Consider the following 24,801-nt stretch of genomic DNA (forward strand, 5'->3'; position numbering starts at 1 on the left):
CGAGAACATGTTCGGCAGGCTCAAGGACTGGCGACGCATCCATACCCGCTACGACCGATGCGCACACACCTTCATGTCCGCCATCGCCATCGCCGCAACCGTCATCTTCTGGCTATGACGCAATGAGTCCTGAGCCTAGTTTTCCGCCCCCACTCTTCGCCAGGCGAGGAAAAAAGAAACGCCCCGGAGCGCGATCTCCGGGGCGTTTTTCGTTTCACATCGGATCGACCGTCAGACGATCTTGCCGCTCGCCAGCACCGCCAGAAGAAGAAGGGCTACAATGTTGGTGATCTTGATCATCGGGTTCACCGCCGGGCCGGAGGTGTCTTTGTAAGGATCCCCGACCGTGTCGCCGGTGATGGCGGCCTTGTGAGCCTCCGAACCCTTGCCGTGGACGACGCCGTTCTTGTCGGTGAAGCCCTCTTCAATGACCTTCTTGGCGTTGTCCCAAGCTCCGCCGCCAGAGGTCATCGAGATGGCCACGAACAGGCCGGTGACGATGACGCCCATCAGCATGGCGCCAAGCGAGGCGAAGGCGTCTGCCTTGTCCGACAGGAACAGGATGGCGACGAACAGCACGATCGGCGACAGGACCGGCAACAGCGACGGCACGATCATCTCGCGGATCGCCGCCTTGGTCAGGATGTCGACGGCCCGGCCGTACTCGGGCTTGACCTCATAGGTCATGATGCCCGGGTTCTCGCGGAACTGGCGACGCACCTCTTCCACGACCGCTTCGGCTGCGCGACCCACGGCCATCATCGACATGCCACCGAACAGGAAGGGCAGCAGTCCGCCGAACAGCAGGCCGACCACGACGTAGGGGTTGGTCAGGTCGAAGGCGACGTCCCGCATCCCGGCGAAGAAGGGATACAGGTCAGGATTGGCGGCGAAATACTCCAGGTCGGACGTATAGGCCGCGAACAGCACCAGCGCGCCGAGGCCCGCCGAACCGATCGCATAGCCCTTGGTCACAGCCTTGGTCGTGTTGCCGACGGCGTCCAGGGCGTCCGTCACGTGACGCACATCGCTTGGCAAACCCGCCATTTCGGCGATGCCGCCAGCATTGTCTGTGACCGGTCCGAAGGCGTCCAGCGCCACGATCATGCCTGCCACGCCCAGCATAGTCGTGGTGGCGATGGCGATGCCAAACAGGCCCGCCAGTTGATAGCTGGCGATGATGCCGACGATGATGGTCAGGGCCGGAAGCGCCGTAGATTCGAGTGAGACGGCCAGCCCCTGGATGACATTGGTGCCGTGACCGGAAACCGAGGCGTTGGCGACCGAACGCACCGGGCGGAAGTTCGAGCCGGTGTAGTATTCGGTGATGACGACGATGGCTGCGGTGACCATCAGGCCGACCATGCCCGACCAGAACAGGTTTATGGCCGTGATCGCCTCGCCATTGACGGGCATGACGGTCGCATTGCCGGGCAGCAGCTGGTTGATCACCAGCCATACCGCGCCGACCGACAGAACACCGGTGACGATCAAGCCCTGATACAGGGCCCCCATGATATTCTGGCTTTTGCCCAGCCGGACGAAAAAGCTGCCGATGATCGAGGTCACCACGCAGACGCCGCAAATCGCCAGAGGCAGCAGCATCATGATGTCGACGTAGGGCTGCCCCCGGAAGAAGATTGCGGCCAGCACCATGGTGGCGACCGTGGTCACCGCATAGGTCTCGAACAGGTCGGCGGCCATGCCGGCGCAGTCGCCGACATTGTCGCCCACGTTGTCGGCGATGGTCGCGGCGTTGCGGGGGTCATCCTCGGGGATCCCGGCCTCGACCTTGCCCACCATGTCTCCGCCCACATCGGCGCCTTTGGTGAAGATTCCGCCGCCCAGACGCGCAAAGATCGAGATCAGCGAGGCACCGAAGCCCAGCGCCACCAGACCGTCAATGACCTCGCGCCCGGTGCGCTCCAGGCCCATGCCCTCGGTCAGGAAGGCATAGTAGCCGGCCACGCCGATCAGGGCGCCGCCAGCCACGAACATGCCGGTGATGGCGCCCGAACGGAACGCCAGGTCCAGCCCCTTGGACAGGCTTTCGGAGGCCGCCTGGGCGGTGCGGACGTTGGCGCGCACGGAGATCAGCATGCCCGCGAATCCGGCCAGTCCCGACAGGACCGCACCAATCACGAAGCCAATGGCCGCATAGACGCCGATCAGCAGATAGGCCGCGATCAGGATAACCACCCCGACCATGGCGATGGTGGTGTACTGCCGCCGCAGATAGGCGGATGCGCCTTCCTGGATCGCGGCGGCGATCTCGCGCATCTTGTCGTTGCCGGTGCTGGCTTTCATCAACGAAGCGGTCTGGACGAGCCCGTAGAGGACCCCCAGCGCGCCTGCGGCGATGACCAGCCACAGATAGTTAGTCATGGCGATTCCAAACCCTGAGTTTCTAGAGGCGCCCGGACCCTTGGCGCGGTGGGCATTTTTGCCTCTATCCGCCTTCCGGTCCCCCCGTGCGCACCGGACGCGAGTCTGCGTCCTTGGGGTATTGCGGCGGGAACGTGCCAAATGCGCCGGGCCGACGCAACAAGGTTGGTGAACCGAATTCAGCCGCGCCGCGTGGTGGACCGGGTACGCGGCGCCTGACTGACGATTTCGACGCGCGTGACTGTGCCACGTCCGGCGATGGGAACGGCCGCGCGCATCAGGCTGGCGGACACCGCGGCCGCGTCGATCACTGTCCAGTCGTCAGGAACGACGAAGGGCGTCCGATGTGCGGCACGCACCAGGGCGTCGCGGAAGAAGGCTTCCTTGGGCCGCATCGATTCGGGCGTCGCCGACCCGCCGAGGTGCAGGCGCAGGGAAATGAAGACGTAGTTGCGGATGCGTCCACCGCTGATGATCGGCAGGCCGACGCCCGCGATCGACAGCGCCGCGCCCGGAGCGGGCTTGTCCTCGGCCGACGCGGTCGTGGCGACGACGACGGGCAGGACGGCGGAGGCGGCGATGAGGTCACGGCGAAGCATTTGACCACAATGCCCACGTCGTCTTGAGATTTCGTTGTCAGCCGTGCGTGAAGCCGGGACGTCGGAAATCGACGGGCTGGCCCGCGAACCGCGCGACGATGCCCGATCCACCCACGACCTTTCCGATACGGGTCAGCCGCAGATGCCTGCGCTCAGCCTCACGTCGCAGCGCGACCTCGTCCTTGGGGCTGGCGGTGAAGACGATCTCATAGTCGTCGCCGCCCGTAACCAGATTCTCCAAAGCGGCCTGTTCATCCACGCGACCATCGAACCAGGCCTGACCGGCGGCGGAGCGCGGCACGACCTCAAGATCGATCTCGATGCGGACCCGGCTTGCGTCCGCCAGATGCCCCAGGTCCGCGATCAGCCCGTCGGAGACGTCGATGGAGGCGGTCGCCATGTCGCGGATCGGCATCGCGAACTCCAGCCGTGGCTCCGGCGTCCTGTACTGATCGACCAGGGCGGCGACGCGCTCCGGCTCCAGGCGCAGCTTGCCCTGCGCGCCCTGAAGGCCCAGCCATCCGTCGCCAATCGCGCCCGTTACGAACACCAGATCGCCGGCACTCGCGCCGGACCGGCTCACGGTCCGTCCTTTCGGCGTCCAGCCCAGCAAGGTCATCGAAAAACTGGCGGGTCCGGGCGTGACGACCGTGTCACCGCCCACCAGGGCGACGCCGAAAGTCTTTTGATCCGCTCTCAGTCCGTCGCAGAACGTCATCCGCTCAGGCCAGCCGCAGCGTTTCGACCAATGGCAAGCCAGCAAATAGCCAAACGGCTCGGCCCCCTTGGCCGCCATGTCGGACAGATTCACCCGCATCAGCTTGCGAGCCACCGTGTCGAGGGGATCCGTCGGCAGAAAATGGACGCCTTCGACGATGGCGTCCTTGGTCAAGACGAGATCAAGTCCGGGACGCGACGGCACGACCCCCACGTCGTCGAGCAGTCCCCGGCCCCACTCCGGGTGAGCCAGCGGCGCGAATAGGCGACGGATGGTCTCGAACTCGCCGGCGACATCGACCGCGGGCATCTGGTGACCCTCAGGATTTCGGGCGGGCGTCCCTGGCGACTCCGTCCAGGGCGGCGTTGACGAATTTGGCCTCGGCGTCGTCAAAGAAGGCCTTGGCCAGCTCGACATACTCGTCGAGCACGATCTCGCGCGGCACATCTTGCCGCTCGCGCAGCTCCCACGCCCCGGCCCGCAACAGGGCCCGCAGGGTCGAGTCCAGCCGCTCCATCCGCCAGTTCGACGCCAGGCGGGCCTTCACCGCAGCGTCGATATCGCGCTGACCGCCTACAACGCCCCGCACGATCTCGGCGAAATAGGCTTCATCGGCCTCGGCCAGCGCCTCCCCCTCGATATCGGCGTCGAAGCGGTGGTTCGAGAATTCAGCGATGACGGTGTCAACGCCTTCGCCGGCCAACTCCATCTGGTACAGGGCCTGGACGGCGGCCAGACGCGCGACGGTGCGGGCCCGCCGCTGCCGGCTGGTCAGCTGCGGCTCGGCCCCAACCTCAGCAAGATTGCGTTTTTCGGCCTCGGCGAGTTGCTCGAGCACGGACTTGAGGCTGGCGGGTTCGGTCACGCGCCCAGTCCTACGCGTAGCCGCTTGCGCAGCGCAATGAGGTCCAGACAGGCGCGAGCAGCGCCTCCGCCCTTGTCGCCTTCGCTGAGGCGCGCCCGGGCCCAGGCCTGGTCCTCGTCCTCGGTCGTCAGGATGCCGTTGCCGACCACGACGCCGTTCAGTCCGAGGTTGCGGATTCCCGCCGCCGACTGATCCGACACGATTTCGAAATGGTAGGTCTCGCCCCGGATGACGCAGCCGAGCGCCACGAAGCCGTCGTAGCGGGGTGCCGTCGGATAGCGGCCGGCTTCGACCGCCAGAGCGATCGTCGTAGGAATTTCCAGAGCGCCAGGGACCGAGACGACATCGAACTCCACGTCTCGCGCGCTCAAGGCGTCCTTGGCCCCTTCCAGCAGGGCGTCGGCCAGATCGTCATAGAATCGCGCCTCAACGATAAGAACGCGGACCGGGTCACTTACGATTGGTCTTCTCCGTCCATGTCGCGCCAGCCGACGATGCGCAGTCCGTAGCCTTCCAGCGCGGTGGGATTGGGGCGGGTGGAGCTCAGCACGATCATGTCGCGAACCCCCAGATCCAGCAGTATCTGCGCGCCGACGCCATAGTTGCGCAGCGACCGGTCGATCGCCATCGGCTTCCCGACGCCGGCCAGTCGTTCAGCCAGACCGTGCAGGTCGGGATCGCGCAGAAACACCGTCACGCCCGCGCCCGCGTGGTCGCTGATCGCCTTCAGGGCTTGCGGCACATAGTTCTGGCGCGCTTCGACGTGACCCAGCAGGTCGGCGGCGAAATCGACCTGGTGCATCCGCACCAACGTCGGCTTGCCGGGCTCGATCTTGCCGTGGACCAGGGCGACGTGTTCGTGCCCCTCAATCACGTTGCGATAAAGCATCAGGCGGAACGGTCCGCCGTGGACGCTCTCGAAAGGTGTGTCCATGACCCGCTCGACATAGCGTTCGGTGCGGCGGCGATAGGCGATCAAGTCGGCGATGGTGCCAATCTTCAGTCCGTGCAGCTGGGAGAAGGCGACCAGATCGGGCATCCGCGCCATCGAGCCGTCGTCGTTCATAATCTCGCAGATCACGCCTGCGGGTGTCAGCCCGGCCATGCGCGAGATGTCGACCGCCGCCTCGGTGTGGCCGGTGCGGACCAGTACGCCGCCGTCGCGGGCGACCAGCGGGAAGACGTGACCCGGCGAGACGATGTCGTCGGCACCCTTGGTCGGATCGGACGCCACCTGGACGGTGCGCGCCCGGTCGGCGGCGCTGATGCCCGTGGTAACCCCGTCCCTCGCCTCGATCGAGACGGTGAAGGCCGTGCCCATGCTGGTCCGGTTTTCGGCGGCCATCGGCGGCAGGCGCAGCTGGCGGGCGCGTTCGCCGGTGATGGCCAGACAGATCAGGCCACGCGCGTGGCGAGCCATGAAATTAATCTGGTCCGGCGTGGCGAACTGGGCTGCAATGATAATGTCGCCTTCGTTCTCCCGGTCCTCGGCGTCAACCAGGATGTAGGGCTTGCCGTTGCGGGCGTCCTCGAGAATGTCCTCGATGGGGCTGATCGGGCTGTCGTTCATGTTCGCGGCCAGTTGCATCATGCCGTCTCCTGCCACCGCGCGAGGTATCGCGCCAGCATGTCGATCTCCAAATTCACCGCGTCGCCGGCTTTCAGCGCACCCAGCGTCGTGGCCTCCCAGGTGTGCGGAATGATGTTCAGGCCAAACGTCCGACCCTCGACGACGTTGACCGTCAGCGACACCCCGTCGACCGTGATCGAGCCCTTGGAGGCGATATATCGGTGCAGCGGTGCCGGGGCCTCGATGTCAATGCGGTACGACCCGCCCTCCGGCGTGACCGATACGACCCGGCCTTGTCCGTCGACATGGCCGGAGACGACATGGCCGCCCATCTCGTCGCCCAGCTTCGCCGCACGCTCCAGATTGACCTGATGGCCTTTGGTCCAGTCGCCGAGGTTGGTCTTCGAAAGGGTCTCGCCCGACACCTCGACCGCGAACCAGCCCGGCCCCTTCTCAATCACCGTCAGGCAGCATCCCGCGTGGCTGATCGACGCCCCCAGATCAATGGCCGCCGTGTTCCACGCGGTCTCGATCTCATAGCGGCGATCTCGCTCGGTCTGCCTGACCGAACGGACACGGCCGATGTCTGTGACGATCCCTGTGAACATCAGCGCGCGATCCCGGAAAGTGGGTGCCGGTTTTCGGGCAAGGTTGCGCGCGAACTCATGGAAGCCTCTCGTACCGCTCCCACAGGTCATCACCGCAAGGCTCGACCGCAAGGCGTCGGAAACGCAGGGCGTCGGAAAGTCGCGCCAGAGCCAGGGCGGCCACGCAAGGCCGGCCCTCGTCCCCCAGCAGGATCGGTGCCCGGAACCACTCCAGCCTATCGACCAGTCCGGCGCGCAGGAAGCTGGCCGCGACCTGGCCGCCGCCCTCAATGAGCACCGACGACACGCCCCGTCGCCGCAACGCGGTGAGGCAGGCGCTGACTGACGGGCGACCATGATCAGACTCGACACGCACAACGACGGCCGCTCCGATCGGTGCGGGTTCGGCGACGGTCAGTATGAGGCTGTCGCCGGTGGTGACCTTCGCGGTGGGCGGGGTACGCAGGCAGCTGTCGAGGACAACCCGCAGCGGCTGGCCCACCGGACGACCCGGCAAGCGCGCGGTCAACTCCGGGTTGTCCGCCAGAATAGTTTCGACACCCACCAGGATGGCGTCGTGGGCGGCGCGCAGGCGATGGCCCTCCATTCTCGCCGCCTCCCCGGTGATCCACTGGCTTTCCCCTGCGGCGGTCGCGATACGGCCGTCCAGCGACGTCGCCAGCTTCAGGGTGACGTCCATCCCTTGGGTTCCGAGGCGCATCAGCTTTCGTCCAGACCCTCGTCGCCGAGGAATCGGGCGAAATCGCCGGTGTGTCGGAAGTCCTTGTAGACCGAGGCGTAGCGGACATATGCGACCTCATCGACGCCCTTCAGCGCCTTCATGATGAAGTCGCCGACGGTCGAGGACGGGATTTCCGTCTCGCCCAGGCTTTCGAGCTGGCGGGTGATGCGGCTGACCAACTGCTCGACCTGTTCCGGCTGAACCGGTCGCTTGCGCAGGGCCACGTTCAGCGACCGTTCCAGCTTGTCGCGGTCGAACGGCGTGCGGCGGCCGTTGCGCTTGAGGATCATCAGCTCGCGCAGTTGCACCCGCTCGAAGGTGGTGAAACGCCCGCTGCATTGCGGACAGGACCGGCGGCGGCGGATGGCCGCGCCGTCGTCCGACGGGCGACTATCCTTCACCTGGGTGTCCTGATTTCCGCAGAAAGGGCACTTCATCAGCGGCTTATCCGTAAATGGGGAAGCGAAGCGTCAACGCGCGTACCTCGCCTGCCACGCGCTGAATGACCGCCGGGTCGGCTTCGTCTGTGCCGTTCATCGAGTCGATGACGTCGGCGATCCAGTGACCTACCTGCTGGAATTCCCCAACGCCGAAGCCGCGCGTCGTTCCCGCCGGGGTGCCCAGCCGGACGCCCGAGGTGATGGTGAAGGGGGCCGTGTCGAACGGCACTCCGTTCTTGTTGCAGGTCATCAGGGCGTGTTCCAGCGCCGCCTGGGTGGCCTTGCCGGTCACACCCTTGGGCCGCAGGTCGACCAACGCCAGATGGCTGTCGGTGCCGCCCGATACGATCGCCGCGCCCCGCTCGATCAGCACGGCGGCCAGAGCCTGCGCATTGGTCACCACCTGTCGCGCATACAGTTTGAACTCTGGCTTGAGCGCCTCGGCGAAGGCCACGGCCTTGGCGGCGATGACATGCTCAAGCGGCCCGCCCTGCAGACCCGGGAAGACCGCCGAATTAATCTTCTTGCCGATCTCCAGGTCGTTCGACAGCACCATGCCGCCGCGCGGCCCGCGCAGGGTCTTGTGCGTCGTGGTGGTGACGATGTGCGCGTGCGGCAGAGGATCGGGATAGACGCCGCCGGCGATCAGGCCTGAATAATGGGCCATGTCGACCATCAGATACGCCCCCACACTGTCGGCGATCTCGCGGAACCGCTTGAAGTCGATGTGGCGGCTGTAGGCGGACGCCCCGGCGATGATCAGCTTGGGCTTCTCGCGCTGGGCCATCTCGGCCACATTGTCATAGTCGATCAGGTGATCGTCCTGGCGCACCGTATAGGTCACCGGCCGGAACCACTTACCCGACTGGTTGGCGGGCGAGCCGTGCGTCAGATGGCCGCCGGCGGCCAGATCCATGCCCAGGAAGGTGTCGCCGGGCGTCAGCAGGGCCTGGAAAACCGCCTGGTTAGCCTGGGCCCCCGAGTGGGGCTGGACGTTGGCGAAGGCGCAGCCGAACAACGCCTTGGCGCGCTCCCGGGCGAGGTTCTCGGTCACATCGACATATTCGCAGCCGCCATAATAGCGGCGGCCAGGATAGCCCTCGGCGTATTTGTTGGTCAGCACCGAGCCTTGCGCCTCCAATACCGCCTTTGAGACGATATTCTCGGAGGCGATTAGTTCGATCTGTTCCTGTTGCCGCGCCAGCTCGCCCTGAATGGCACCGAAGACGTCGGGATCGGCCTCGGCGAGGGTCTTCGAGAAATAGGCGTCATGGATAAAGGCGGTCACGTCAGGTCCTCGAAATGGCGGCGCTTCATTTAGCCCCCTCCCTACCCGACCACAACATGTGGTGGGTCACTGCGTCGCCAACGCCCGTTTGAGCTTGGCGATCGCGATCCGCTCCAAGCCCTTGGGCTCCGACGCCGGGCCGATCGCCGAGGCTTCGATGCCAGTGGCGACATGGATGACCGAGCATTTCAGGTAAGGCCCGTTGCGCGTCAGTTCGACGATCACTTCGCCGAAATTGTCGTCAGGCGACGGCAGGGAGACGCGCCACGTTGCAGTGAGTCCATAGTCGGTCCATCGCCTTGACCAGATCATCCATCATGGCATCGGTGTGGTTCGGTGACGGGGTGAATCGCAGCCGCTCCGTACCTTTGGGCACGGTCGGATAGTTGATCGGCTGGACATAGACGCCGTGGTCTTCCAGCAGCATGTCCGAGATCATTTTGGCGTGCACGGGATCGCCCACGAACACCGGGACGATGTGGCTGACGGAGTCCATCACCGGGATGCCGGCGGCGGCGAACCGGGCCTTCAGGGTGGCGGCACGTTCCTGATGGGCCTCGCGCAATTCCGGATGGGCCTTCAGATAGCGCACCGAGGCCAAGGCGCCTGCGGTCAGGGCCGGCGGCAGGCTGGTGGTGAAGATGAAACCGGCCGCCCAGCTGCGCACGGCGTCGATGATCACGGCGTCGGCGGCGATATATCCACCCATCACCCCGATGGCCTTGCCCAGGGTGCATTCGACGATGTCGATCCCGTCCAGCACGCCGTCGCGCTCGGCCACGCCCGCGCCGGTCACACCGTAAAGGCCGACCGCATGGACCTCGTCGAGATAGGTCATCGCGCCGTATTTCCGCGCCAGGGCGATGGTGCCGGCCAGGTCGGCGATGTCGCCGTCCATCGAATAGACACTCTCGAAGGCGATCAGCTTGGGCGCGTCTATCGGCGCGTCCTTGATCAGGGCCGCGAGATGTTCGAGATCGTTGTGGGCGTAGATGTGTCGCTCGCAGCCGCCGTTGCGGATGCCGGCGATCATCGAGGCGTGGTTCAGCGAGTCGGAAAAGATGATCAGGCCGGGCAGGATTCGCTGCAACGTCGTCAGCGTCGCCTCATTGGCGACATAGCCCGAGGTGAACAGCAGCGCCGCTTCCTTCTGGTGCCAGCTGGCCAGTTCGGCTTCCAGGTCGACAGCCGAACGCGTCGTGCCCGAGATGTTGCGGGTGCCGCCGGCACCCGCGCCCACGGCGTCGATCTCGGCCTGCATGGCCTCCAGCACGGCCGGATGCTGGCCCATGCCGAGATAGTCATTTGAGCACCAGACGATCACGTCCTGGGACGTGCCGTCTTCCCGGCGGCGAATGGCCTTGGGGAATTCACCGCGCACGCGCTTTAGGTCGGCGAAGACGCGATAGCGCCCCTCTCCCTTGACCTGCTCCACGGCGGTCTCGAATGCAGCCTTGTAGTCAAACAACCCTGTCTCTCGCGCGGCCTCTTCGGATCGCGGTGTAATTGCGCCCGGAGGCCGCAAAAGTCTATCGAGGCTGGCCGCTAAATCGTCGCAACCTTCTAATTGATAACGGTTCTCAGTTTCGATCGTGCCCATATGCCAGTCTCCCGCAACGGATCGTGCGCCACCTTGAGTTGGTTCAATCCTTCGGCAATTCGTCCAGTTGCCCGCGCAGCATCTGCAGGATGGCCGAAAAGTCGCGGCCGCCGTAACCGAGGCCGTTGAACATCTGGAACAGCGCTTCGGTCTGTGCCCCAAGAGGCGTGCTGGCCCCCGACTTGGCCGCCGCGTCCTGAGCCAGTTTCAGGTCCTTCAACATCATGGCGGAAGAGAACCCGCCGTCATAATTGCGGTTGGACGGCGCTGTCGGCACCGGACCGGGCCACGGATAGTAGGTGGTCACCGACCAGCTCTGGCCCGACGACTTGGCGACGATGTCGAACATCTTCACCGGATCCAGACCCAACTTCTCGGCCAGGGCGATGGCCTCGCACGTCCCCAGCATGGTGATGCCCAGGATCATGTTGTTGCAGATCTTGGCCGCCTGCCCCGCACCATGGTCGCCGGCGCGGAAGGTGGCGCGGCTCATCGGCTCCAGCGCCGTCTCGATGCGGGCGAAGTCCGGCTCGTCGCAGCCGATCATGAACGCCAGGGTTCCGGCGTCCGCCGCCATCGTCCCGCCCGACACTGGTGCGTCGGCGAAAGCGTAGCCCGCATCCTTGGCCAGCGCCGCGACCTTGCGCGCCGTTTCGACGTCGATGGTCGAACAGTCCAGCAGCAGGGCCGAGGTCGGCGCCGCGCCGATGATCTGTTCCGAATAGACGGATCGCACGTGCGGACCGGCGGGGAGCATGGTGATGATCACGTCCGCCTCCTTAACCGCCTCGACGACCGAACCGACCGGCGTACAGCCGGCGGCGGCGGCGCGGTCCAGCGCCGCCTGCGACAGGTCGAAGGCAGCGACCCGGTGACCGGCCTTCGCCTGATTGGCGGCCATGCCGCCGCCCATGTTGCCGAGGCCGATGAAGGCGATCCGGTGGGTCATCACGACGTCTCCCTTGTTTTCGGAGACGGTTAGCCGGTCCCTCGCCCGCTCGCCAGCGCCGCCGCGCCGTTTTCGTCAGCGCGGCTTTTGGAACCGATAGACGAACCGGTCGCTTCGGCCCCGGATGCTCTCGTCAAGACGCTCAACGAATGGTCGTCGTCGGGCATGCAGACCGCGCGGATTGACCTGGATGCAAGGCCTCAGGCCAGTGGCGTCCAGGCTTCGGCGGCGGGCAAGGGCGCGAACAGGACCTCAAGAGTGGTTTCGTCCACGCCCGCCAGATCAGCCGGCGACCATTTCGGCGCATTGTCCTTGTCGACGATCACCGCGCGCACGCCTTCTTGGAAGTCGTGCGTCCGCACCACCCGGCCGCCCAACGCATATTCCATCGCCATGTTCTGGGCGAAGCTGTCGAGCGTCCGTCCGGTCCTCAGCTGTCTCAGCGTCACCTTCAGTGATTGCGGCGACTTGGTATTCAGCGTCGCCAGTTGCGCCAGCGCCCAGTCGGACCCTTCCGCCTCCAGCGCAACAACGATCGCCTCAATCGTGTCAAAGGCGAACAGCCGGTCTATCGCCTCGACATGGACCTCCACAGGTGCCTCGCCCGGATCGTCCCCGAGACCGTCGGCGACGTCGGCCGGATGGGCCGGGTCCACCGCCAGAATGGCGCGGAAAGCCTCCAGCTTGTCGCTAGGCAGATAGTGGCTGTGGATGCCCAGGAATACGGTGTCCGCTGCCTTCAGCCGCGCGCCCGTCAGCGCCAGCCAGGTCCCCGTCTCGCCCGGCATGCGCGACAGGAACCAGCCTCCGCCGACGTCGGGGAACAGGCCGATGCCGGTCTCGGGCATGGCGTAGGTCGTCCGCTCCGTCGCGATGCGAACTTCGGCCGGCTCGCTGATGCCGACGCCCCCACCCATGACGATGCCGTCGACGATGGCCGTCACCGGCTTGGGGTATTCGAACAACAGGTGGTTCAGCTTGTACTCAATGTCGAAGAAGGCCTTAGCCTCCGACGCATCCCCCGCCCCGCTTTCGGCGATCATGCGGATGTCGCCGCCAGCGCAGAAGCCGCGCTCGCCGGAGTGGTCGATCAGCACGGACTTCACCGCGTCATCGGCTCGCCACGCCAGCAAAGCCTTTATCATGGAGTCGCACATGGCGTGGTTCAGCGCGTGCAGCGCCTTGGGCCGATTCAGGGTGATGCGGCCCACGCCAGATTTGACGCGCGTCAGGACTTCGGAATCGGCGATCATGGGGCACCGCTTAGTCGCGAAGATCGAACACGGGAAGACCGGCATTGATCGCAGCGTCCAGCAGGCCGCCGTCTCGGGAGGCGACGGCACCGCCGATCTTCATGGCCAGCCACAGATAGCCGGCGTCGAACAAGCTGAGACCGCGCGACGCCGCGACCGAGGCCAGAGAGCGAATCTCGTCTTTCCCCGCCGGCGGGGCGAGCGAGATGTTGAAGCTGTCGAGGACAGCGAAGGCCTCACGCAGCTCGAAGCCTGGCTCCCGTCGGGTCTGACGGACGAGAAGATTGCCAACCTCCCACTGGAAGACCTGAGGCGCGATCGGCTCGAAGGCACCAAGCCGGTCCAGCAGGTCCAGCGCGAGCGGCGTCTCCTGTGACGCCAACAACCAAGAGGCTGCCGCCGACGCATCAACGATCAGCTTCATCGCGCGCGATCGCCTTCAGCTCTTCCCACGACAGAGAGGCCCATTCCGGGTCCGGCGCCTGCTTCTCGCGAAAGGCGCGGGCGCGTTCGGCCACGCTCGAAGCACCGTGAAGGCGCGCAGAAGGTTCGGGCGCGAGCCGGGCCACCGCCTTGCCATGGCGGGTGATGACGATGATCTCTCCTGACGTCTCCACCTCGTCAATGAGCGCCGACAGGTTGGTCTTGGCTTCGAGAACCCCCACCGTTCGCATCATCAACTCCTGACCATATTTGTGGTCAGGGTAGCAGGTCAGGGCTTCGGCGTCACCGACATTTCATAGGGGATGAACAGGGCCAGATCGAGCGGCCCCGACTGGCGCCACGTGACCCGGTTCGACATCCCCTCGACCTCGATCGCATAGCCTTCGCCAAAGGCTGCGGCGGTCGAGCAGGCGTCCGCCGCGATCGCGGCGAGGATCGGGGCGCGGTACTGGGCCGGATCGATCACCGTCAGTTGCCAGTCGCCGCCGACATCCGCCTCCGAGCGACCGACGGAATTGATTCCTTTCACAAACGCCTCGATCCGCTCGGACGCTGAGTCCAGGGTGTCACCGGGACGGATCGGCGTCTTGACGATGAGGCTGGCGACGCTGGTGTCGCTTCGACCGGCATCAACGCCCAGCGTCAAGGTCGCAATCATGTCTTCGTTCAGCGGAACCAGCGTGCCATCGTCCTCGACGGACAGATCGATGTCGGCACGTCCGGCCGCAGCCCGAGCCATGGCGCGCAAGGTCTGTGTGATTTCGTTGCGTCGGCCCGGCGCGTCGCGGGTGTCGTTCACCACCCGCACGGCCACCACCAGATTGTCGGCGCGACGCTCAAGCTGGATCGCGGGAACCTCGTCCGGGTCCCACTCGATGGCGCGGGATCCGGTGACGACGATCTCTTCGACCTGGGGCTCGTCCTGGGCCGAGGCCGGCGCGCCGGAAAGGGTCGTCAGGGCAACGAGCACTGCGAGCAGTTTCATATGCATGGTCCTCCGAAAGAGACGTTCGCACGTCACTGGAAAGACATCACCTCTCCTACTGCCTCAACATCTCCCGCGCCGTGATCACCCGCATGATCTCATTGGTGCCTTCCAGGATGCGGTGCACCCGCAGGTCGCGCACGATCCGCTCCAGCGGATAGTCCTTCAGATAACCATAGCCGCCGTGCAGTTGCAGCGCCTCGTCGGCAATCTCGAAGCAGGCGTCCGTGGCCAGTCGCTTGGCCATGGCGCACCATTTGGTCTTCTCGGGATGGTTGGTGTCGATGGCCCAGGCCCCGCGCAGCACCATCAGCCGCGCTGCCTCCAGCTGGGTCGCCATGTCTGCCAGCTTGAATTGGGTATTCTGGAACTCGGCCAGGGCCTTGCCGAACTGCTTGCGGCTGGCGACGTAGGCGAGGGCGGCCTCCAGCGCCAGACGCGCGCCGCCAAGCGAACAGGCGGCGATGTTCAGTCGTCCGCCGTCCAGTCCCATCATCGCATAGCGGAAACCTTCGCCCGCCTTGCCCAGCAGGTTCGCCGCCGGGATGCGACATTCGTCGAAGGCGACCATGGCCGTGGGCTGGCTGTTCCAGCCCATCTTCTTTTCCTGAGCACCGAAGCTCAGCCCCGGCGCGTCCTTGTCGACCACAAAGGCGCTGATGCCCTTGGGTCCCGCCTCCCCCGTCCGCGCCATGACGACATAGACGTCCGACGTGCCGGCCCCCGATATGAACGCCTTCGAGCCGTTGAGGACCCAATGGTCGCCATCGCGAACAGCCGCCGTGCGCATGGCTGCCGCGTCGGAGCCCGAGCCCGGCTCGGTCAGGCAATAGCTGGCGATCAGCTCCATCGTCGTCAGCCGCGGCACATAGCGGACACGCAGGTCGTCCGAGCCGAATTTGTCGATCATCCACGTCGCCATGTTGTGGATCGAGATGAAGGCGGCCGTGGACACGTCGCCGCGCGACAACTCCTCGAAGATCAACGCGGCCTCGACCCGGCCCAGCGCCATGCCGCCGTGTTCCTCGCCGGTGTAGATGCCGCAGAAGCCCATCTGGGCGGCGTGCTTCATCACGTCGACGGGGAAATGCTTGGTCTCGTCCCATTCGGCGCTGTACGGGGCCAGTTCGGCCTCGGCGAACTGGCGGGCCGCGTCCTGAATGGCGCGCTGATCGTCGGTGAGAGCGAAGTCCATGGGGTTTTTCCTGAGTCTTTGCGAGGTTCTATCGGGACCAACGAATGGCGTCACCATCCCCTTGCCTTCGTCATCTCCCGGTCTGCGCCGCTTCGCGAGCCGGAGGATGACGAAAGCGAGGGGGTGGGATAAGCACCCACCCATGACCCAGACGTTCGCCCCCGCCTCCTTCCCCTATGCCCGCCCGCGCCGCCTTCGGTCGTCGCCCTGGGTGCGCCGGCTGGTGGCCGAGACGACGCTGACGCCAGCCGACCTGATCTGGCCCCTGATCGTTCACGACGGCGCCGACGACCGCCAGCCCATCGCCTCCATGCCCGGCGTCTTCCGCCTGTCGCCGAGGGAAGCGGCCAAGGCCGCCGTCGAGGCCCGCGACCTCGGCATCCCGGTCGTGGCCCTGTTCCCCAATGTCGACGGCGCGATCAAGGACGGCGTCGGCACCGGCGCGACCGATCCCGACGGCCTGATCCCCGCCTGCATCAAGGCCATCAAGGACGCGGCCCCCGAGATCGGCGTCATGACCGACGTGGCGCTGGACTGCTACACCGACCACGGCCATGACGGGGTGATGGAAGGCGGGCGGATCGTCAACGACGCCAGCCTGGAACGCCTCGCGGAACAGGCCTTCATCCAGGCCCACGCCGGTGCCGACATCGTCGGCCCGTCGGACATGATGGACGGGCGGGTACAGGCCATCCGCGAGGCGCTCGAGGCCAACGGCTTTCACGACACCCTGATCCTGTCCTACGCCGCCAAATACGCCTCGGCCTTCTACGGCCCCTACCGCGACGCGGTCGGTTCGGCGAAACAGCTTACCGGCGACAAGAAAACCTATCAGATGGACTACGCAAACTCCGACGAGGCCCTTCGTGAGGTGGCCATGGACATCGCCGAGGGCGCCGACGCCGTCATGGTCAAGCCCGGAATTCTGTATCTTGATATCGTTCAGAGGGTTAGAGCGACCTTCGGGGTCCCCACATTCGCTTACCAGGTGTCCGGCGAATTTGCGATGATGAGGGCCTCGATCGCCAACGGCTGGCTGGACGAGGATCGCGCGATCCTCGAAAGCCTGCATGCGTTTAAGCGCGCGGGCTGTGCGGGCGTCCTCAGCTATTTCGCGCCCCAGGCGGCGCGTTTACTCGGCTAGAGCCGGGTGCGCCACCCATCGAACGCGACCTCGACGTTCGCGGGAACGACTACCGACAAGGCGTTGTAATCGAGATCGATATGCAGGTTGGTCAGCACCGCGCGCTCGACCCCTGACCGCGCGATCCAGTCCAGCGTCTTCTCGACGTGGGCGTGCGTGGGATGAGGCGTCCAGCGCAGGGCGTCCACGATCCAGAGCGCGCAGCCCCGCACCGCTTCTATCGCCGTTTCATCCAGGTCGGACACATCGCTTGAATAAGCCACCGGCCCGATGCGATACCCCACCGACCGGATCGGGCCGTGCGCCTGATCGAATGTCACGACCGGTAGGTCGCCTCCAGCACCGCCAATCGACCAGGGGAGGCCATGCGGCGGAATGGGCAGGGGGTCCAGGATGGCCGGATAGCCCTCGACGCTATCGAAGATGTAGCCGAACCGTCCCGTCAAAGCCGTCCGCGTCGCCGCGTCCATCCAGGCCGGAATCCTTCGTCGGTTCCGCATGGCGAAGGTCCGCAGGTCATCGATGCCGTGGGTCTGGTCTGCGTGGTCGTGGGTGTAGAGCACGGCATCGAGGTGGCGAACCTCAGCCGCCAGCATCTGGGCGCGCAGGTCGGGCGAGGTGTCGATCAGCACGCTGGTGACGCCGTCCGGGCCATGCCGGCGGAACAGGGCCGAGCAGCGCGTGCGCCGGTTCTTGGGCTCGGCCGGATCGCAATCGCCCCAGTCCCCGTCGCCGCGCGGCACGCCGCCGGACGAGCCGCAGCCGAGAATCACGACCTCCAGCTCGCCAGGCCCGCTCATGCGGCGCTCTCGGTCTCTGGCGGCCTTGGAATGCGGTCGAACAGGCGGAAAAAGGCATCTGTCGTGCGCGCTTCGGCCTCCTCGCGGGTCCAGCCCCTTATGTCCGCCAGCGCATCCAGCACATGGCCGACGTAGGCGGGCTCGTTCCGACGCCCCCGATAGGGCACGGGCGCCAGATAGGGGCAATCGGTTTCGACGATGATGCGGTCCGGCGGCATGGCGCGGACGGCCTGGCGCACGTCCCCGGCCGCCTTGAAGGTCGCGATCCCGGAGACCGAGAACCACGCCCCTAGTTCCGCCGCTCGCGCCGCCAGCTCGGGTCCGCTGGTGTAGCAGTGCATCAGGAAGCGGAACGGCCCCTTCGCCTGCTCTTCCGTCAGGATGTCCGCCATGACCGCGTCCGCCTCGCGCGTGTGCACCACCAGCGGCAGGCCGGTCCGCCGCGCGGCCTCGATGTGCCGCCGGAACACATCCGCCTGGATGTCGCGCGGGCTCAGGTCATAGTGGAAATCCAGGCCGCATTCGCCGATGCCGACCACCCGATCGCGCCCCGCCAGTTCGACGAGCTGATCCGCCGTCAGCCCGGTGTGGTCCCTGGCCTCGTGCGGATGCGCCCCGACCGTGCACCAGATGTCGTCATGCGCCATCGCCAGCGCATGCGTCGCCTCGAAGGTCGACAGCTTGTCCGAGATCTCGACCATCAGGCCGACTCCGGCCTCGCGCGCCCGGGCGATGACCGCATCGCGATCCTCGTCGAACTGGGGCGCGTGCAGATTGACGTGGCTGTCGATCAGCATCAACCGGCCGCCTTGACCCGCTGGAGGTCGGCCAAAGCGCCCGCAAGCACGTCGCCCCGGTCCATATTGATGGCCGCCGCCCGCTCGGGCATTTCGACCAGCCTGGACCACAGTTCCGCCCACCGCGCGCCGGACGCCCCCTCCTCCAGCGCCCGCACCTTTACGGCCGCGCCGAGCCGGCCCATCAGCATTTCAAACCGCTCCTGCCCCTCAACGCCACGAAACCCGTCCGCGACCGCCATGGCCTCGGCGCGATCGACCGACGCGGCGGCGACCCAGGCCTGCGCCAATTGATCCGCTTCCAGTGTCGCACCCGAAGCCAGCGCCAGCGCCTGTCCCGGCGACCCGCCCGCCATGCCGGCAATCCGGGATGCTTCAGCCGAGGAGACGCCCGTCTGGTTCCTGACCAGGTCCTCCAGCGCATGCAGCGGCCAGACCGGGAAGGCCAGACGCCGGCACCGCGAGCGAATGGTGGCCAGCAGCCGTCCCGGCGCGTGGGTCACAAGAAACAGCATGCTCCGCTCCGGCGGTTCCTCGAGCACCTTCAGCAAGGCATTGGCCGCATTCAGGTTAAGGTCGTCCGCCGCGTCGATGATGGCGACGCGATAGTGGGCCTGCGACGGACTCTTGGAGAAGAACTCCGGCAGGTCACGGGCCTGATCGACTGAGATCGACTTCTTGATCTTGCCGCCTTCAACCGCCCTCTCGAGGATCAGCAGATCGGGATGGGACTGGGCCGTGACCAGACGCGCGACGGGATCGTCCGGCCGCGTGCCCAGCGGCCCCCGCGTCAGATCGGCCGTCGCGCCCAGCAGCCGTCGCGCCGCGCGATAGGCGAACGTCGCCTTGCCCGAGCCCTCCACCCCGCACAGTAGCCAAGCGTGGTGCAGCCGTCCTTTGTCCAAGGCTTCGAGGAAGGCCAGCTCGGCCGCGGCGTCCGGGACCATATCGAAACGATCGCGCGGATGCCCGCTCACGGCAACCGGTCCTCGACGGCGGCCCAGACCCGTGCGGCCACAGCGTCCTGATCGCCGACGGCGTCGATGATCACGCAGCGATCGGCGTGAACGCGCGCGATTTCCAGAAAGCCCTGTCGCAGCCGCTCATGGAAGGCGATGCCTTTGGATTCGAACCGCGTCTCGAACAGTCCCCGCCCGAACGCACGATCAAGCCCCACCTCGACCGGCAGGTCAAAGATCAATGTCAAGTCGGGCTGGGTGGCACCGACGATCGCGGCGTCCAGTGATTCGATAAAGGTCGAAGGCGCGCCGCCGCCCGCCCCCTGATAGGCGCGGCTTGAATCGGCGAAACGGTCGCACACCACCCAGCGACCGGCTTCAAGCGCAGGGCGGATGGTGCGCTCCAGATGATCGGAGCGCGCGGCGAACATCAGCAGGCTCTCGGTCATCGGCGACCAGCGTCCGGGCTCGCCGTTCAGGGCGATGGCGCGGATGTCCTCGGCTCCGGGCGAACCGCCGGGCTCGCGCGTCTGGACGACGTCGAGGTCGCGCTCGCGCAGGCGCTCCGCCAGCCGGGCGACCTGGGTCGATTTCCCAGCGCCTTCGCCGCCTTCGAACGTGATGAATCTGCCATGGGTCACCGGCGCACAATGGCGACCGGAGATCGGGGCGCAAGGTCTAGCGAGCCGATATCAACAGGGCACCAGCATATCCGCGCGCGACGACCGCCTGCCGCGCCTGTTCGGCCGCGTTGGGATCGGGCCAGGGACCGATCAGCACTCGGTACAGCGAACGCCCATCGCCGCCCGTGACGTCGACCGTGGCGCGATCGCCAAGCTGCTCGGCCACGCGCCGGGCCGCCCGGCGGTCGGCGAAATCACCCGCCTGAATCCAGTAAGGCCCGGTGCCGCCCCGCGCGGGCGTGGGTGAAGTCCCGGCGGCATGCTGTCGGGAACCGTCGCCGCCCAGCCGGGGCGCGCGGCCCAGATACCGGACGCGAACCTCTCCGACCCCTTGGGACAGCAGTCCCAGCGTCTCCGCTGCGCCACGCGACAGATCGATTATCCGCCCCTCGACGAACGGACCGCGATCATTGACGCGCAGCACAAGCCTTCGTCCGTTGGCCAGATTGGTGACCTCGACCAGACCTGGCAAAGGCAAGGTTTTGTGCGCGGCAGTCAGGCCGTTCATGTCGAACCTCTCACCCGTCGCGGTCGGTCGCCCATGAAACTGCTGACCGTACCAGGATGCCTGGCCGGTCTCGTCGTATCCGGGCTGTTCGGCCGGTTGATACCAGCGGCCACGCACCTGGTACGCCCGCATGGTCCCTGACACGATCGGCGCGGAATCGGTCACGATCAGGGGACGACCGGCGTCGGGCCGCGCCCCGCCGGCGCAGGCCGCGACCAGCGACAACAGCGCCGCGCAAACTAACAGCCTGATGGTTTTCGCGGCCATGCCTCGCTCCCGACCACGAAAACGTGCCTTAAGACATTTCCGCTTTGGTTAACGCGACCTTTTCGCGCTATGCGGCCTTCCGCTCGATAGACACGGACAGGTGGCCGAGTGGTTTAAGGCAGCGGTCTTGAAAACCGCCGTAGGTGAAAGCCTACCGTGGGTTCGAATCCCACCCTGTCCGCCATGCGCTCTAATTTCCCGTTTTAAATCAATGCGCTACGCGCGCGATTGTCTAACTTTCCAAGTCTTTCTCTTTGAATCGGCGTCCAAGGTGGGCCACCATAATCATGCCGGTTGGCTATTGGCGAGATTGAAGAAAGACCGTCTCGGGTGGGGTCCCAAGCGTTGCCGATTATAAGATAACTCGCGCTCGAAAATCGAGTTTGATCAGTTACTTGTCCAAAGCTGACAGGGTCACGCTTTGGACGCCGATCCACAAGCCAAATCTATCAAAACTGAGTCAAAGCCCGCTTTGGACGCCGGTTCACATCCTCTAATTCGCCTCCATCATCAGCCGTGGTCCGATGAGGGCCACGGCTGTGGCAATGGCAACGATACCCAACACGTTCAGCAGGAATCCAATGCGCAGCATCTCGGCCTGCCTAGGCGCACCGGTGGCATAGGCGATGGCATTGGCAGCGGTGGCGATGGGCAACATGAAGCCAAGGCTGGCGGCAAAGGTCGCCGATGCGCCCACGATCAAGGGATCAGCCCCCGTTGCTGTGACGATCGCGGACAGAACCGGCAACATCGCAGTCAAAGTTGCGACATTCGACGCGAGCTCGGACGCAAACACGGTTGCGGCCACGATGATGAGGATGATCGCGACAAGGGGCAGGGCGCCGATCCCCTCAATCTGGCTGCCGATATAAAGCGTCACGCCTGTGGCTTCCATGGCTGCGGCCATCGACAGACCACCGCCGAACAGAATGGCGATCCCCCAGGGGATGCGCTCTGCGGAGTCCCAGTCCAGCAAGGCCTTGCCGGGTCTTTCGGGTTTGCCGGCAGGCACCATGAACAGCAGGCAGGCCCCGATAATGGCGATCACCATGTCGGTCAGCCCGGACAGTCCCGGCAATTTCGTCAGGGGTTCGCGGAACATCCAGGCCAGGGCGACACCCAGAAAGATGATGATTACGCGCACTTCAGCCCTGCGCATCGGCCCAAGACTGCGGTTTTGCGCCTTGATGACTTCATGGGCTTTGGCATCGGCCAGATGGCGCGGCAGGCGATAGAAGACCCGAGTCAGAAGGAGCCAGGCCAGGGGCACCATCACCAGAATGATCGAGACTCCCATCATCATCCACTGGGGAAAGCTCAGCCCGACACCATTGGCTTCCAGCCACCTCAGACCGATCAGGTTGGTCGGCGAACCCACCGGCGTGCCGAGACCGCCGATAGAGGCGCCGTAGGCGACACCCAGCACACAGGCGGCCATGAGTTTGCGCTGATCAGGCCCCGGGCCGGTTGCTGCGGCGCAGACCGCAAGCGCAATCGGGGTCATCATAAGGGCGGTGGCGGTATTGGAGATCCACATCGACAGCAGCGTCGTGGCCAGCATGAAGCCGCCGACGATGGCGGCGGGGCTTGACCCGACCACGCTCAGGACGCCCAGGGCGATGCGCCGATGGAGCCCCGATCGCTCGATCGCCACAGCGATCATGAACCCCCCGATGAACAGGAAGATGATCGGGTCCGCATAGGGGGCGGCGGCCTCGATCGGTTTGACGATTCCCAGCACCGGCAAGAGCGCCAGGGGCAACAAGGCCGTGGCCGCGACCGGGATCGCCTCGCTTATCCACCAGATGATCATCAGGGCCAGCAGGCTCAGGACCTGCCAGGCCTTGTTGTCCAGACCCTCTGGCGGCCCCAGAACCTGCATCAGGGCAAAGGCAGCCAGTCCCAGGCCCAGACCAATGCGGGCGCCCAAAACGCCACCTGCGGCATGATCTGTCTGATCCGGGTCACTGGCTGTCTGGGTCATCGGTTTCCCTTGTCAGAGGCTCTGCAGAACGGGTCGGCACGCGCACTGTCGTCGGCTCCCGGAGGCCGTCCCGAAACGCCGCCAGGGGGTGGAGGGTCGGGCCGCGAAGTGATTCCGGACGGTTGTGGAAGCCAGGCGGCACAGACTCATCTGGACGCCGACCACCCGGCGTAAGCTTAGCCGCGACCCCCGTCCTATTCTAGGCAACGGCGACTACCCACGCGCTTGCCGCATCGGCGCGGAAACGGCGAAGGGTGGGTCTGCTGATTAGATGGCGTTGAATGTTGAAGGTGTTGTAGATCGCCGCGTGGGTGGTGAGAAATCTCTGGGCTGAGGCTTGGGATTTGAACAGCTGCTGCTGCCGTTCACGTCTTCGGATCGGGAGGTGGGAGTTCTCAATCAGATTGTTCTCACGGAGCCGGCCCGGACGGTAAATATGCCTCTGCTGCAGCTGATCGAGCGCGGCGCCGTAGGACGCCAAACCGTCCGTCGTTATGCTCTCGGGCTTGACCGGCTGATTGTGCAGCATGCGCTTCAGCAGCCTCGTTGCAGCCGCTGTATCCCGTCGTCGCTGGAGCAGGACGTCCAGAACCTCGCCCTCGTCATTGACCGCGCGCCACAAATACATTCGGCGTCCACCGATCCGGCAGACCGCCTCATCCTGGTGCCACCGCGGCGTCGGCGGCCACCTCAGTTTCCTCAGGCCCCTGGCGAACAACGGGCCAAACTTGATGGTCCAGCAGCGGACCGTCTCGTAAGTGACGTCGATTCCCCGCTGCGCCATCAACTCTTAGACGTCGCGGAAGCTGACGCTGAAGCGGAAGTACGGCCACACCGCCTGCCGGATCATATCCGCCGGGAAGCGGTGGCGTTTGAACGGGATCGGCTTCATAAAACGTCATCCCCACCAGCGGCTTACGCCGACTTTTGCAGAGCCCTTTTAGCGTTAGCCTGACAGCACCGCCATGCACTTGCCCACTGGTAGACGGTTCGGCGCTGACAGGTTGACACGGTCGGGCCGCAAAGCGCCTTGCCCTTCCCGGCTTAGAGCCTGCCAGATCACGGCTCCCAAGAACCGGTGGCGCTTGAAACTGATCGGATCCAGCACGCCTCCCGGCCATTCGGGCCAAACCGGAGACAAGCTGACGCTAGACTGCCAGCACCCGCGCCGAGGCTGATCCCGTCAGGCCTTGCGGCCAGATCAGGCGGTGCGACCGGACGGCGGCGACGGCACGGCCGGGGCGGGAAACGGCGTCGCTGGGCGCGGCGCGGGCGCGGCAGTGCCCTCCACCGGCCGCTGTCGGATGACCAGATTGCGGATCTCGGTCATGTCTTCCATAGCGAATTTCACGCCTTCGCGACCAAGACCGGAATCCTTGACCCCGCCATAGGGCATGTTGTCGACGCGATAGCTGGGCACGTCGCCGATCAGGATACCGCCGACCTCAAGCACGTCCCAGGCCCGCATGGCCTTGTGGATGTCGCGTGTGAAGATGCCGGCCTGAAGACCGAATTTTGAATCATTGACCTCGGCCAGGGCCGCCTCGAAGTCCGAGAAACGCGACAGGATGGCGACCGGGCCGAACGCTTCCTCCTCGCGGATCTTCAGGCCCCGTCCGACGCCCTCCAGCAGAGTCGCGTCCAGCATGGCCCCGGTGCGGTTTCCCCCGCACAGGACGGTCGCGCCGGCGGCACGGGCCTCATTGATCCAGGTCTCGAGCCGACGCGCCTCCTTCTCGTCGATCATGGGACCGATGAAGGTGGCCTCCTCGCGCGGATCGCCGCAGATCAGGGCCTTGGCCTTCTTCACCAGCAGGTCCCGCATCGGACCATAGATTTCGTCGTGGATCAGGATGCGCTGCACCCCGATGCAGGACTGGCCCGACTGGTAGAAGGCCCCGAAGATGATCCCGCTCAGCACCCGCTTGTCGTCCACTCGTGGAATGCCGTGCGACAGCGGGAAATATGGCTTGATCCGACGCATCTGCTTGTTCGTCAGCCAAAACAGATCACTCATGACAGGCTCCTCCTGCCACCAG

At 65.6% G+C, this 24,801-nt stretch carries 26 protein-coding genes, 1 tRNA gene and 3 pseudogenes; 3 read left to right on the forward strand and 27 right to left on the reverse strand.

Annotated features, from left to right (window positions below):
- Positions 1-118, forward strand: a 118-nt coding sequence (locus tag ACESMO_RS05485; protein ID WP_372707189.1) for a transposase, incomplete at its 5' end; no start/stop codon positions are given.
- Positions 119-231: 113 nt separating this feature from the next.
- Here the strand turns inward: ACESMO_RS05485 and ACESMO_RS05490 are convergent.
- The 18 genes from ACESMO_RS05490 to ACESMO_RS05575 form a co-directional block, all read right to left on the reverse strand.
- Positions 232-2,385 (reverse strand): sodium-translocating pyrophosphatase, encoded by a 2,154-nt coding sequence (locus ACESMO_RS05490; protein WP_372707165.1) that lies wholly within the window; start codon positions 2,383-2,385, stop codon positions 232-234.
- A 179-nt stretch (positions 2,386-2,564) separates the two neighbouring features.
- Entirely contained in the window at positions 2,565-2,984 is a 420-nt protein-coding gene (locus ACESMO_RS05495; RefSeq protein ID WP_372707166.1) for a hypothetical protein, read from the reverse strand.
- A 37-nt stretch (positions 2,985-3,021) separates the two neighbouring features.
- Positions 3,022-4,011 carry a thiamine-phosphate kinase gene (gene thiL / locus ACESMO_RS05500; protein WP_372707167.1) on the reverse strand — a complete coding sequence of 330 codons (990 nt, stop codon included), beginning with the start codon at positions 4,009-4,011 and terminating at the stop codon, positions 3,022-3,024.
- Positions 4,012-4,021: 10 nt separating this feature from the next.
- Positions 4,022-4,567 carry a transcription antitermination factor NusB gene (gene nusB, locus ACESMO_RS05505; RefSeq protein ID WP_372707168.1) on the reverse strand — a complete coding sequence of 182 codons (546 nt, stop codon included), beginning with the start codon at positions 4,565-4,567 and terminating at the stop codon, positions 4,022-4,024.
- The gene (gene ribH, locus ACESMO_RS05510) at positions 4,564-5,028 is read right to left on the reverse strand and encodes a 6,7-dimethyl-8-ribityllumazine synthase (protein WP_372707190.1); all 465 of its coding nucleotides are present in this window, start codon (positions 5,026-5,028) and stop codon (positions 4,564-4,566) included. The genes nusB and ribH overlap by 4 nt, the downstream gene beginning before the upstream one ends.
- The gene (gene ribB / locus ACESMO_RS05515; protein WP_372707169.1) at positions 5,022-6,158 is read right to left on the reverse strand and encodes a 3,4-dihydroxy-2-butanone-4-phosphate synthase; all 1,137 of its coding nucleotides are present in this window, start codon (positions 6,156-6,158) and stop codon (positions 5,022-5,024) included. Before ribB ends, ribH begins: the two co-directional genes overlap by 7 nt.
- Entirely contained in the window at positions 6,155-6,745 is a 591-nt protein-coding gene (locus ACESMO_RS05520) for a riboflavin synthase (RefSeq protein ID WP_372707170.1), read from the reverse strand. Before ACESMO_RS05520 ends, ribB begins: the two co-directional genes overlap by 4 nt.
- A gap of 55 nt (positions 6,746-6,800) precedes the next feature.
- Positions 6,801-7,445, reverse strand: a complete 645-nt coding sequence (locus tag ACESMO_RS05525) for a RibD family protein (RefSeq protein ID WP_372707171.1) — start codon at positions 7,443-7,445, stop codon at positions 6,801-6,803.
- A complete protein-coding gene (gene nrdR, locus ACESMO_RS05530; RefSeq protein WP_372707172.1) occupies positions 7,445-7,903 on the reverse strand; it encodes a transcriptional regulator NrdR in 459 nt (152 codons plus the stop codon). The genes ACESMO_RS05525 and nrdR overlap by 1 nt, the downstream gene beginning before the upstream one ends.
- 7 nt (positions 7,904-7,910) lie before the next feature.
- Positions 7,911-9,194 (reverse strand): serine hydroxymethyltransferase, encoded by a 1,284-nt coding sequence (glyA, locus tag ACESMO_RS05535; RefSeq protein WP_372707173.1) that lies wholly within the window; start codon positions 9,192-9,194, stop codon positions 7,911-7,913.
- Between the two features lie 66 nt (positions 9,195-9,260).
- Complete coding sequence (locus ACESMO_RS05540) at positions 9,261-9,419, reverse strand: hypothetical protein (protein ID WP_372707174.1); 159 nt, start codon at positions 9,417-9,419, stop codon at positions 9,261-9,263.
- A 16-nt stretch (positions 9,420-9,435) separates the two neighbouring features.
- The gene (gene hemA, locus ACESMO_RS05545; protein WP_372707175.1) at positions 9,436-10,662 is read right to left on the reverse strand and encodes a 5-aminolevulinate synthase; all 1,227 of its coding nucleotides are present in this window, start codon (positions 10,660-10,662) and stop codon (positions 9,436-9,438) included.
- 175 nt (positions 10,663-10,837) lie between these two features.
- On the reverse strand, positions 10,838-11,746 hold the full coding sequence (mmsB, locus tag ACESMO_RS05550; protein ID WP_372707176.1) for a 3-hydroxyisobutyrate dehydrogenase: 909 nt from the start codon (positions 11,744-11,746) through the stop codon (positions 10,838-10,840).
- 197 nt (positions 11,747-11,943) lie between these two features.
- The gene (locus tag ACESMO_RS05555) at positions 11,944-12,996 is read right to left on the reverse strand and encodes an enoyl-CoA hydratase/isomerase family protein (RefSeq protein ID WP_372707177.1); all 1,053 of its coding nucleotides are present in this window, start codon (positions 12,994-12,996) and stop codon (positions 11,944-11,946) included.
- Between the two features lie 10 nt (positions 12,997-13,006).
- Positions 13,007-13,420: a type II toxin-antitoxin system VapC family toxin gene (locus ACESMO_RS05560; protein ID WP_372707178.1), complete on the reverse strand. Its 414-nt coding sequence runs from the start codon at positions 13,418-13,420 to the stop codon at positions 13,007-13,009.
- A complete protein-coding gene (locus ACESMO_RS05565) occupies positions 13,404-13,661 on the reverse strand; it encodes a type II toxin-antitoxin system Phd/YefM family antitoxin (protein WP_372707179.1) in 258 nt (85 codons plus the stop codon). The genes ACESMO_RS05560 and ACESMO_RS05565 overlap by 17 nt, the downstream gene beginning before the upstream one ends.
- A 47-nt stretch (positions 13,662-13,708) precedes the next feature.
- On the reverse strand, positions 13,709-14,425 hold the full coding sequence (locus ACESMO_RS05570) for a hypothetical protein (protein ID WP_372707180.1): 717 nt from the start codon (positions 14,423-14,425) through the stop codon (positions 13,709-13,711).
- A gap of 55 nt (positions 14,426-14,480) precedes the next feature.
- Positions 14,481-15,620 (reverse strand): acyl-CoA dehydrogenase family protein, encoded by a 1,140-nt coding sequence (locus ACESMO_RS05575; protein WP_372707181.1) that lies wholly within the window; start codon positions 15,618-15,620, stop codon positions 14,481-14,483.
- Positions 15,621-15,762: 142 nt separating this feature from the next.
- Between ACESMO_RS05575 and hemB the strand changes: the two genes are divergently transcribed.
- The gene (gene hemB / locus ACESMO_RS05580) at positions 15,763-16,764 is read left to right on the forward strand and encodes a porphobilinogen synthase (protein ID WP_372707182.1); all 1,002 of its coding nucleotides are present in this window, start codon (positions 15,763-15,765) and stop codon (positions 16,762-16,764) included.
- On the opposite strand, the gene ACESMO_RS05585 is transcribed toward hemB, so the two are convergent.
- The 5 genes from ACESMO_RS05585 to ACESMO_RS05605 are packed head-to-tail and all read right to left on the reverse strand — an operon-like array spanning position 16,761 to position 20,778.
- A complete protein-coding gene (locus tag ACESMO_RS05585) occupies positions 16,761-17,564 on the reverse strand; it encodes an MBL fold metallo-hydrolase (RefSeq protein ID WP_372707183.1) in 804 nt (267 codons plus the stop codon). The genes hemB and ACESMO_RS05585 overlap by 4 nt on opposite strands.
- Entirely contained in the window at positions 17,561-18,361 is an 801-nt protein-coding gene (locus ACESMO_RS05590; protein WP_372707184.1) for a TatD family hydrolase, read from the reverse strand. The genes ACESMO_RS05585 and ACESMO_RS05590 overlap by 4 nt, the downstream gene beginning before the upstream one ends.
- Positions 18,361-19,338, reverse strand: coding sequence for a DNA polymerase III subunit delta' (locus ACESMO_RS05595; RefSeq protein ID WP_372707185.1), 978 nt, complete (start codon positions 19,336-19,338; stop codon positions 18,361-18,363). Before ACESMO_RS05595 ends, ACESMO_RS05590 begins: the two co-directional genes overlap by 1 nt.
- Complete coding sequence (gene tmk / locus ACESMO_RS05600) at positions 19,335-19,961, reverse strand: dTMP kinase (RefSeq protein WP_372707186.1); 627 nt, start codon at positions 19,959-19,961, stop codon at positions 19,335-19,337. The genes ACESMO_RS05595 and tmk overlap by 4 nt, the downstream gene beginning before the upstream one ends.
- 37 nt (positions 19,962-19,998) lie before the next feature.
- On the reverse strand, positions 19,999-20,778 hold the full coding sequence (locus ACESMO_RS05605; RefSeq protein ID WP_372707187.1) for a septal ring lytic transglycosylase RlpA family protein: 780 nt from the start codon (positions 20,776-20,778) through the stop codon (positions 19,999-20,001).
- Between the two features lie 94 nt (positions 20,779-20,872).
- Here ACESMO_RS05605 and ACESMO_RS05610 point away from each other — a divergent pair.
- A tRNA-Ser gene (locus tag ACESMO_RS05610) sits at positions 20,873-20,962 on the forward strand.
- Between the two features lie 309 nt (positions 20,963-21,271).
- Here the strand turns inward: ACESMO_RS05610 and ACESMO_RS05615 are convergent.
- From ACESMO_RS05615 to ACESMO_RS05630, 4 genes and pseudogenes are all read right to left on the reverse strand, one after another.
- On the reverse strand, positions 21,272-22,762 hold the full coding sequence (locus tag ACESMO_RS05615) for a DASS family sodium-coupled anion symporter (RefSeq protein WP_372707188.1): 1,491 nt from the start codon (positions 22,760-22,762) through the stop codon (positions 21,272-21,274).
- 199 nt (positions 22,763-22,961) lie between these two features.
- Positions 22,962-23,654: pseudogene (locus tag ACESMO_RS05620) on the reverse strand (IS6 family transposase).
- A 309-nt stretch (positions 23,655-23,963) separates the two neighbouring features.
- A pseudogene (locus ACESMO_RS05625) lies at positions 23,964-24,686 on the reverse strand (aldehyde dehydrogenase family protein); the annotation flags it as partial.
- Positions 24,663-24,779: pseudogene (locus tag ACESMO_RS05630) on the reverse strand (IS5/IS1182 family transposase); the annotation flags it as partial. The pseudogenes ACESMO_RS05625 and ACESMO_RS05630, both read right to left, overlap by 24 nt.
- Between the last annotated feature and the right edge of the window lie 22 nt (positions 24,780-24,801).

Source organism: Brevundimonas sp., assembly GCF_041688735.1.
Lineage (GTDB): Bacteria > Pseudomonadota > Alphaproteobacteria > Caulobacterales > Caulobacteraceae > Brevundimonas.

Coding starts and splice junctions, on each gene's coding strand:
- ACESMO_RS05575 (WP_372707181.1), bottom strand. CDS start 15,620: ATGGACTTCGCTCTCACCGACGATCAGCGCGCCATTCAGGACGCGGCC.
- ACESMO_RS05520 (WP_372707170.1), bottom strand. CDS start 6,745: ATGTTCACAGGGATCGTCACAGACATCGGCCGTGTCCGTTCGGTCAGG.
- ACESMO_RS05570 (WP_372707180.1), bottom strand. CDS start 14,425: ATGAAACTGCTCGCAGTGCTCGTTGCCCTGACGACCCTTTCCGGCGCG.
- ACESMO_RS05605 (WP_372707187.1), bottom strand. CDS start 20,778: ATGGCCGCGAAAACCATCAGGCTGTTAGTTTGCGCGGCGCTGTTGTCG.
- ACESMO_RS05555 (WP_372707177.1), bottom strand. CDS start 12,996: ATGATCGCCGATTCCGAAGTCCTGACGCGCGTCAAATCTGGCGTGGGC.
- ACESMO_RS05490 (WP_372707165.1), bottom strand. CDS start 2,385: ATGACTAACTATCTGTGGCTGGTCATCGCCGCAGGCGCGCTGGGGGTC.
- hemB (WP_372707182.1), top strand. CDS start 15,763: ATGACCCAGACGTTCGCCCCCGCCTCCTTCCCCTATGCCCGCCCGCGC.
- ACESMO_RS05525 (WP_372707171.1), bottom strand. CDS start 7,445: ATGCGCCTCGGAACCCAAGGGATGGACGTCACCCTGAAGCTGGCGACG.
- ACESMO_RS05590 (WP_372707184.1), bottom strand. CDS start 18,361: ATGCTGATCGACAGCCACGTCAATCTGCACGCGCCCCAGTTCGACGAG.
- ACESMO_RS05615 (WP_372707188.1), bottom strand. CDS start 22,762: ATGACCCAGACAGCCAGTGACCCGGATCAGACAGATCATGCCGCAGGT.
- thiL (WP_372707167.1), bottom strand. CDS start 4,011: ATGCCCGCGGTCGATGTCGCCGGCGAGTTCGAGACCATCCGTCGCCTA.
- nrdR (WP_372707172.1), bottom strand. CDS start 7,903: ATGAAGTGCCCTTTCTGCGGAAATCAGGACACCCAGGTGAAGGATAGT.
- ACESMO_RS05585 (WP_372707183.1), bottom strand. CDS start 17,564: ATGAGCGGGCCTGGCGAGCTGGAGGTCGTGATTCTCGGCTGCGGCTCG.
- ACESMO_RS05560 (WP_372707178.1), bottom strand. CDS start 13,420: ATGAAGCTGATCGTTGATGCGTCGGCGGCAGCCTCTTGGTTGTTGGCG.
- ribB (WP_372707169.1), bottom strand. CDS start 6,158: ATGATGCAACTGGCCGCGAACATGAACGACAGCCCGATCAGCCCCATC.
- ACESMO_RS05495 (WP_372707166.1), bottom strand. CDS start 2,984: ATGCTTCGCCGTGACCTCATCGCCGCCTCCGCCGTCCTGCCCGTCGTC.